Below are 6,730 nucleotides of genomic sequence, written 5' to 3' on the forward strand. Positions count from 1 at the left end.
CTGGCTGGGGTGCTAGGATTCGAACCTAGGAATGCCGGTACCAAAAACCGGTGCCTTACCACTTGGCGACACCCCAACTGGCGCGGTTCCTACACCGTTTGTAAAGGGCGTGCAACACGGCTTGTCGTGGCGCGAAATTAGGCTTGGGAAAGTTCTTGGCACGTCTCTTGGCCGCGCCATGTGCGCGTGAACGCAAGCACTCTAACAGCACGAGACATCGATCAAGCGACTGATTTTATGGGTAAATTTGGTAGCGAAGCCCAGATTCGAACTGGGGACACACGGATTATGATTCCGTTGCTCTAACCAACTGAGCTACTCCGCCCCAAAGGGCTCGACCTGCGTCGATGGCGCCTTACTAAGGTTTAGGGGGTTGGTCTGTCAAGAGTTGCGATCCGCGGCTTACGATTTTTCCAAACGTTGAATGTGAGCGTGGATCATCGCGAGGTCGGCTTCGAACTTTTCGCGTTCGCGAACCTTGGTTTCCGGGTCGGGAATGCGCAGGAGATAGGAGGGGTGGTTGGTGATGTAGAGCACCGAACCGTCCTCAAGATCGATCGGCCTCCCGCGCATTTGGCTGATGGAAACTGCTTTTCCAACAAGGCTTTGCGCGGCCGAGGCACCCAAGGCGACAATGATCTTGGGCTTGACGAATTCGCGTTCGAGATTGAGCCAGAAGCGGCAGGCGTGGATTTCGCCGGCGTTCGGGCTCTGGTGGATGCGTCTTTTGCCGCGGGGCACGAATTTGAAGTGCTTTACGGCGTTGGTGACGTAGAGGCGACGGCGGTCGATGCCGGCGTTTTTGATAGCGTCGTCAAAGACTTGGCCCGCGGGACCGATGAAGGGCCGGCCTTGCAGATCTTCCTGATCGCCAGGTTGTTCGCCGACGAACATGACGTTGGCATTGGCAGGACCTTCGCCGAAGATGGGCTGGGTCGCGTGCTCATAAAGCGGGCAGCGGCGGCAGTCATGGACTGCTTCAGCGGCGTCAGCAAGTGATTGAATTAGTTGAGTTTCTTTCTCCACCTCGTGCGCCTTTTGGCGAATGTGGCGAGCCGGGGGCTGGGTGGTGGCGCGGGCTATCATGTCTTGCTCCATTTGCTTTGCATTGCGGATCAGGGGAGCGATGCGGTCGGCTTCGGGGAGGTTGCGCCAGTATTTGACCGGCATTTCGGACTTCATCATCGCCACTTTGAGGCGGGCCGGGTTGAAGATCGCGCCGTAATAGGTGCGCCAATCATCCTCGACGGCGCCTTCCGCGGGGATATCTTTTTTGTGGCCGCCGGGGCCAAAACTCAAATTCTCTTTGTCCCAGAAGGCACTAGCGTAGGGGGTGATGATGCCCCAATGCATTCCGGCAAAGCGTCTCGTAAAGAATGGGGCGGTGGCTTCGAGGATGAAGTGGTCCGGTTCGAACCAGGCGATGTAGCGTTCGTCTCCGTTATGCTCGACGGTGCGGAAGCGCACGAAAGCCTTCATCTTGTGTGCATCGCGATGTACCCCCGAGGCCATTCGCGTTAGCAGACTGTTGTCACTATCAGCCGCGTTGGCGAGAATGTGCTTATCGTCCTGCAGTCGCCACAGGAGCCGATAGAGCAGCGCGAAACGTTGCGGGTCGGCATGCTGGATAACATCGGTTGCAAGGTCGATGAATTGACGGGGCACGGAGCCGATCGGACCATCGGTATTGGGCAGCATGTCGTCGCCTGCTTCAAAGAGCCCGCTCTCTTCTGAACCGACGCGCCAGACGACCTGCGAGGGCTTCATGCCGGCAACGAGCAGGCGGCGCGCCTTGCCGCGCCACTCGTCGAGATCATTGAGGCGTTCGAGCCGGACCGAGAGCATTAAAACAGCTCCAACTGCTTTGGCGGCGGCGCCAGCTTTTGCCGCAGGCGCAGATCATCGGTGAGGCCCCCCGGCGTCCAGTCGGCGGCGGCGATGAAAGGGCGCACCTTGTCGATGGAGGCGGTGAGGCGCGCGAGATCGGCTAGGGTCAGGCGATGATGGCGGCGCGAAGAGAGGACGCGATCGACGCCGCTGACGCCGAGGCCGGGGACGCGCAGCAACAGTTCGCGGTCGGCGCGGTTGATGTCGATGGGGAAACTGCCGCGATGTTTTAGCGCCCAGGCCAGTTTCGGATCGAGGGCGAGATCGAGATGACCGCCCTCCCCGCCTGCGACGATTTCAGGCACATCGAAACCATAGAAGCGGATGAGCCAATCGGCCTGGTATAGGCGATGCTCGCGCATGAGGGGCGGCGGGGCGAGCGGCAGGCGCGAGGACGCGTCGGGAATGGGCGAGAAGGCGGAATAGTAGACGCGCTTCAGCCGATAGCCGGAATAGAGGCCGGCGGCGCGGGTGAGGATGGCCGCATCGTCGGCCTTGTCGGCGCCGATGATCATCTGGGTCGATTGACCGGCGGGAGCGAACTTTTCCGGCTTTGCCTTGGTCGGTTTTTTGTCGTCCGTGGTTTCATCGAGTTTTCCGCGCAGGCGCGCCATAGCGGTGCGGATTTCGGCAGGGCGCTTTTCCGGGGCGAACTGCTCAAGGGCGGTGTCGGTGGGCAGTTCGATATTGGTGGAGAGGCGGTCGGCCCAGCGGCCGGCTTCGGTCAGCAGCTCGGGCGCCGCGTTGGGGATCACCTTGAGGTGGATATAGCCGGCAAAGAGATGGGTTTCGCGCAGCGTGCGGGCGACGCGCACCATCTGCTCCATCGTGTAGTCCGGCGTGCGGATGATGCCCGAGGAGAGGAACAGGCCCTCGATATAGTTGCGCTTGTAGAAGTCGAGGGTCAGCCGGACCACCTCGTCGACCGAGAAGCGCGCGCGCTCGACATTGGAGGACGAGCGATTGATGCAGTAGGCGCAGTCATAGATGCAGAAATTGGTCAGCAGCAGTTTGAGGAGTGAAATGCAGCGGCCGTCCGGGGCGTAGGAATGGCAAATGCCGCTGCCCTCAGTGGAGCCGATGCCGCCAGTCTTGCTGCTGTCGCGTTTTTCCGAACCGCTCGAGGCACAGGACGCGTCATATTTGGCGGCATCGGCGAGAATAGCGAGTTTTCGCGTAAGGCTGAGAGCGACCATTTTGTTCATCCTTTGTTCTGGATGAATAGGCCGAGTCCGGGGCAAGTGCATGTCAAAAAGACATGAGTGAGGGAATTGTGAACGGGGGAGCCGAGGGCAACCGCCGCTCACGGGCCGCCATCCCGGCGCAGGCCGGGGTGACAATGGAGTGTGCCCTGGAAACAGAGATCCCCGCTTTCGCGGGGATGACGGTGTGGTTTTGGGGATTTCCAGGAGGTCACCCTCGGGCTTGACCCGAGGGCGCTATACTTGCCGCACCTCCGATAAGTGAAGTGGCCTCGGGTCGAGCCCGAGGATGACGAGCGGTGGGTGGGCACTGGAGGGATGCCCGGTAGGCGGGCAGTCACCCTGCCCTTGCCGCGTCAGCCACCGCTTTTTGCGCGGCAAAGGCCCGTTGGTAGGCTGGGCGCTGTTCAGCGCGGGCGACATAGGCGGCAAGGTTTGGGTATTCGGCGAGCATTTCGGGCTCAAGCCGGCGGAGGACCATGACCATCATCAGGTCGCCAGCGCTGAAACTGCCGTCGAGCCAGTCGGCGTCGCCGAGGCGGGCGGAAAGAGGGTTGAGGCGAGAGCGGATCTGGTCGTCGATGAGCGGCAGGCGGTCCTCGTACCAGGGCTTGTCGCGCTCGGTGAAATAGACCTGTTCGCGCTCGACAATTGCCGGCTCGATAGTGCTGAGGGCGGAAAAGAGCCAGGCCATGGCGCGGGCCTGGCCGGGCTCATCGGCGGGCAAAAGGCCAGGATGGTGCTGGGCGATGTGGAGGACGATGGCGCCGGATTCGAAAATGACGATATCGCCATCCTCATAGGTCGGGATTTGCCCGAAAGGCTGGCGCGATTTGTGGGAATGCTCCTTCATGGTCTTGAAGGAGACGAGACGCACGTCATAGGCAAGCCCGACTTCTTCCATGGCCCAGCGCACGCGCATGTCGCGGGCAAGACCCTGGCCACCATCGGGCGAATTCTCGAATGCGGTTATGATCGGCTTCATCGCAATGTCCTCCTTGGGGTACAGTCATAGGACGAACGCCGCGGCGGCATTTCGACTAATATTTTTGTACCTGTAATTGACCAACAAAGAACACGCCTCCCTCGTCACCGCCGGGCTTGTCCCGGTGGTCCATGCGGAGGCGAGATGGATTGCCGGGACAAGCCCGGCAATGACGATGGAGGGGACGGGACATTTATTGGCGCCGACGCCAGCGAGTGGACGAGCACAAAGGACCAAAGATTTGGACATTTTGAACAATCTGCCGGAGCAAGGCCCGGTATCGCTGATTGCCGAATTCACGGCGCGTCCGGGGGAGGCAGACAATGTGGCGACGCTTCTGGCGGGGCTGGCGACCGATGTGCGGCGCGAGCCGGGCAATGTGGCCTTCGATTGCTTCCAGCGGCTGGAAGATGAGGCAAAGTTCGTCGTCTATGAAATCTATCGCGACAAGGCGGCATTCGCCGCCCATATCTCTGCCGACTATGGAGCCGTGTTCAACGCCAAGCTGCAGGAGCTGATTGTCGAACCCAATTCCGTGCTGACTTTTCTGTCGCCGCTGCGGGCCGGCTGATCAGGCATGCGCCGTTTTGTGACGGCGCATAGCGGCATGGCTGATGGCGTGGGCGGCAATGCCGATGCCCCAGGCGAGAAAGACCCACAGGGCCCAGAACGGGGCGCCGGTCAGCAGGTTGATGGCGAAGAGCACCGCCATGGTGGCGACGAAGACGGCGGCGTGGATCGCAAGGCCAAGGCGGCCGTCGCATTGAGCAGTGTTGGTCATGATGATCTCCTATTGGTTGAGTGGCTCCCCCCCCCTCCCATCCTCCCCCCTCAAGGGGGAGGTGTTGGAGCGGTGATCCTGGCTGGATAGTGCCAAAGACTGGATGCATCACCTCCCCCTTGAGGGGGGAGGATAGGTGGGGGTGTCGGCACGCGCGATTGTCGTGGCTTAGCGCTACCGCTTAGCGAGCTGCGTCTTCGATGACCTTGGCGACAGCTTCGGCCTGCGAGACGAGACCGGAATGGCTGGCGTCGATTTCGGTGGTCGTCGCGCCGATGCGGCCGGCAAAGAAGCGCTGGGCATCGGGCGGGATCACCTGATCCTGGGTGGTCACGACATAGAAGTTGGGCTTGTCGTGCCAGGCGGCGACGTCGGCGGCGGCGTCGAAATTGGCCGGGTTGGACGGCAACTGGCGTGCGGCCATGGCTTCGGCTTCTTCCTTGGGCAGATCGCCGGCAAAGAGGGTCGGGAAGCTGGCGGGGTCAAAGATCAGGCCGCCCTGTTCGTTGGGACGGATGGCCTTGACGCCTTCGCTCGGTGCACCACCGGAGAGCAGGGCATTGAGCGTTTCGCCCTTGTCCGGGGCAAAGGCCGAGACATAAACCAGCGACTTCACCTTTTCATCGGCCCCGGCTTCGCCGATGACCACGCCACCCCAGGAATGGGCGACAAGAACGGTCGGGCCGTCCTGGGCGTCGAGAGCGGCCTTGGTGGCGGCGACGTCATCGGCCAGCGAGGTCAGCGGATTGGCGACCTGAGTGACATTGAAACCCTTGGCCGAAAGGATGGCGGCAACCTTGTCCCAGGAGCTTTCATCGGCAAAGGCGCCGTGCACCAGCACGATGTTCTTGGCTTCCTGGGCGGTGGTGGCGGTGACGCCAAGGGCGGCGGCGGCAAGCATGATAGCGGTCAGTGCGGTCTTCATTTTCATCTCCAAAATTTGGGCGAGGTTGGACGATCGGCAAAGTTTCCTTGCCGCTGGCTTTGCGCTAGCGTGGTGTTTCTGGATCTTGCGTTTCGGCCGAGGATTGCTTGATTTCCTCGCCAAGTGATGGGCTCTATTTAGAGGCTTGCAGCATGAACAGCCATGACCGCGCCTCCGGACCTCTTGCTCCGGAATCCGAGGCCGCTTTTCCGATGATGGCGACGCGCGTCGATCTACTCTCGCAGGTGCTGACGCTGATCCGCCTGCGCGGCGAACTGGTATTCTCGGCCGAACTGACGGCGCCCTGGGCGCTGAACTTTGAAACGGGATCAGCCCATTTTCACGTCGTGCAGGAAGGGGCAATGCGCGTCACCGCCAGCGATGGGCGGGTGATCGAGGCTGGGGCAGGCGATCTCCTGGTAATGCCGCAGGGGCGTGGGCATGTGATCGGCACCGAGGACGGCAAGCCCGTGTCGGCGCGGCTGGTGCTGTTTGCGCAGATGAAGGAAGAGAGCCTGACCGTCAGCATGGGCGGCGGCGGCGCCATGACGCGCCTCATCAGCGGGGCTTTCCGCTTCGAGGGCGACAACCTGCCCTCGATGCTCGCGGTGCTACCCTCGATCATCCACATCTCGCGGGAAGCGCTGGCCGAGGAGGCGGGCTGGCTCGACGGGCTGGCGCATTATCTCCATGCGGAAGCGAGGGCGCCGCAATCGGGCGCGGCGATCATGATTTCGCGGCTGATCGACGTTTTGGTGATCCGCGCCATGCGCACCTGGGTGCACAAGGCGCCGCCCGAGAACAAAGGCTGGCTCGGAGCGCTGGCCGATCCGCGGATCAGCCGGGCGCTCAAAACCATTCACGACACGCCATTCGAGCGGCGCACCGTGGCCGAACTGGCCGATATTGCGGGCATGTCGCGCTCAAGCTTTGCCGAGCGGTTCACGAGC

Annotated in this window: 7 protein-coding genes and 2 tRNA genes; 2 read left to right on the forward strand and 7 right to left on the reverse strand. The window is 61.8% G+C overall.

Features of this window, described 5'->3' with window-relative positions:
* Position 1: 1 nt before the first annotated feature.
* The 5 genes from ABW043_RS07280 to ABW043_RS07300 form a co-directional block, all read right to left on the reverse strand.
* A tRNA-Gln gene (locus ABW043_RS07280) sits at positions 2 to 76 on the reverse strand.
* A gap of 172 nt (positions 77 to 248) precedes the next feature.
* Positions 249 to 325, reverse strand: a tRNA-Met gene (locus ABW043_RS07285).
* A gap of 77 nt (positions 326 to 402) precedes the next feature.
* Positions 403 to 1,845, reverse strand: coding sequence for a UdgX family uracil-DNA binding protein (locus tag ABW043_RS07290; protein ID WP_353920556.1), 1,443 nt, complete (start codon positions 1,843 to 1,845; stop codon positions 403 to 405).
* Positions 1,845 to 3,083, reverse strand: a complete 1,239-nt coding sequence (locus ABW043_RS07295) for a putative DNA modification/repair radical SAM protein (protein WP_353920557.1) — start codon at positions 3,081 to 3,083, stop codon at positions 1,845 to 1,847. The genes ABW043_RS07290 and ABW043_RS07295 overlap by 1 nt, the downstream gene beginning before the upstream one ends.
* Positions 3,084 to 3,426: 343 nt before the next feature.
* The gene (locus ABW043_RS07300; protein WP_353920558.1) at positions 3,427 to 4,074 is read right to left on the reverse strand and encodes a glutathione S-transferase family protein; all 648 of its coding nucleotides are present in this window, start codon (positions 4,072 to 4,074) and stop codon (positions 3,427 to 3,429) included.
* A gap of 241 nt (positions 4,075 to 4,315) precedes the next feature.
* Between ABW043_RS07300 and ABW043_RS07305 the strand changes: the two genes are divergently transcribed.
* Positions 4,316 to 4,645, forward strand: a complete 330-nt coding sequence (locus ABW043_RS07305; protein WP_353920559.1) for a putative quinol monooxygenase — start codon at positions 4,316 to 4,318, stop codon at positions 4,643 to 4,645.
* Here the strand turns inward: ABW043_RS07305 and ABW043_RS07310 are convergent, their stop codons facing one another.
* On the reverse strand, positions 4,646 to 4,855 hold the full coding sequence (locus ABW043_RS07310) for a 2TM domain-containing protein (protein WP_353920560.1): 210 nt from the start codon (positions 4,853 to 4,855) through the stop codon (positions 4,646 to 4,648). It abuts the gene before it with no gap.
* A gap of 181 nt (positions 4,856 to 5,036) precedes the next feature.
* On the reverse strand, positions 5,037 to 5,780 hold the full coding sequence (locus tag ABW043_RS07315) for an alpha/beta fold hydrolase (protein ID WP_353920561.1): 744 nt from the start codon (positions 5,778 to 5,780) through the stop codon (positions 5,037 to 5,039).
* Between the two features lie 152 nt (positions 5,781 to 5,932).
* On the opposite strand from ABW043_RS07315, the gene ABW043_RS07320 reads away from it, so the two are divergent.
* The coding region (locus ABW043_RS07320; RefSeq protein WP_353920562.1) for a cupin domain-containing protein at positions 5,933 to 6,730 on the forward strand (798 nt) is incomplete at its 3' end.

The sequence above is a fragment of the Devosia sp. genome, assembly GCF_040509215.1.
Taxonomy (GTDB): Bacteria; Pseudomonadota; Alphaproteobacteria; order Rhizobiales; family Devosiaceae; genus Devosia.

Bases quoted from the DNA above. Each gene is read 5' to 3' on its own strand.
- ABW043_RS07300 (WP_353920558.1), bottom strand. From the start codon at position 4,074: ATGAAGCCGATCATAACCGCATTCGAGAATTCGCCCGATGGTGGCCAG.
- ABW043_RS07290 (WP_353920556.1), bottom strand. From the start codon at position 1,845: ATGCTCTCGGTCCGGCTCGAACGCCTCAATGATCTCGACGAGTGGCGC.
- ABW043_RS07315 (WP_353920561.1), bottom strand. From the start codon at position 5,780: ATGAAGACCGCACTGACCGCTATCATGCTTGCCGCCGCCGCCCTTGGC.
- ABW043_RS07310 (WP_353920560.1), bottom strand. From the start codon at position 4,855: ATGACCAACACTGCTCAATGCGACGGCCGCCTTGGCCTTGCGATCCAC.
- ABW043_RS07295 (WP_353920557.1), bottom strand. From the start codon at position 3,083: ATGGTCGCTCTCAGCCTTACGCGAAAACTCGCTATTCTCGCCGATGCC.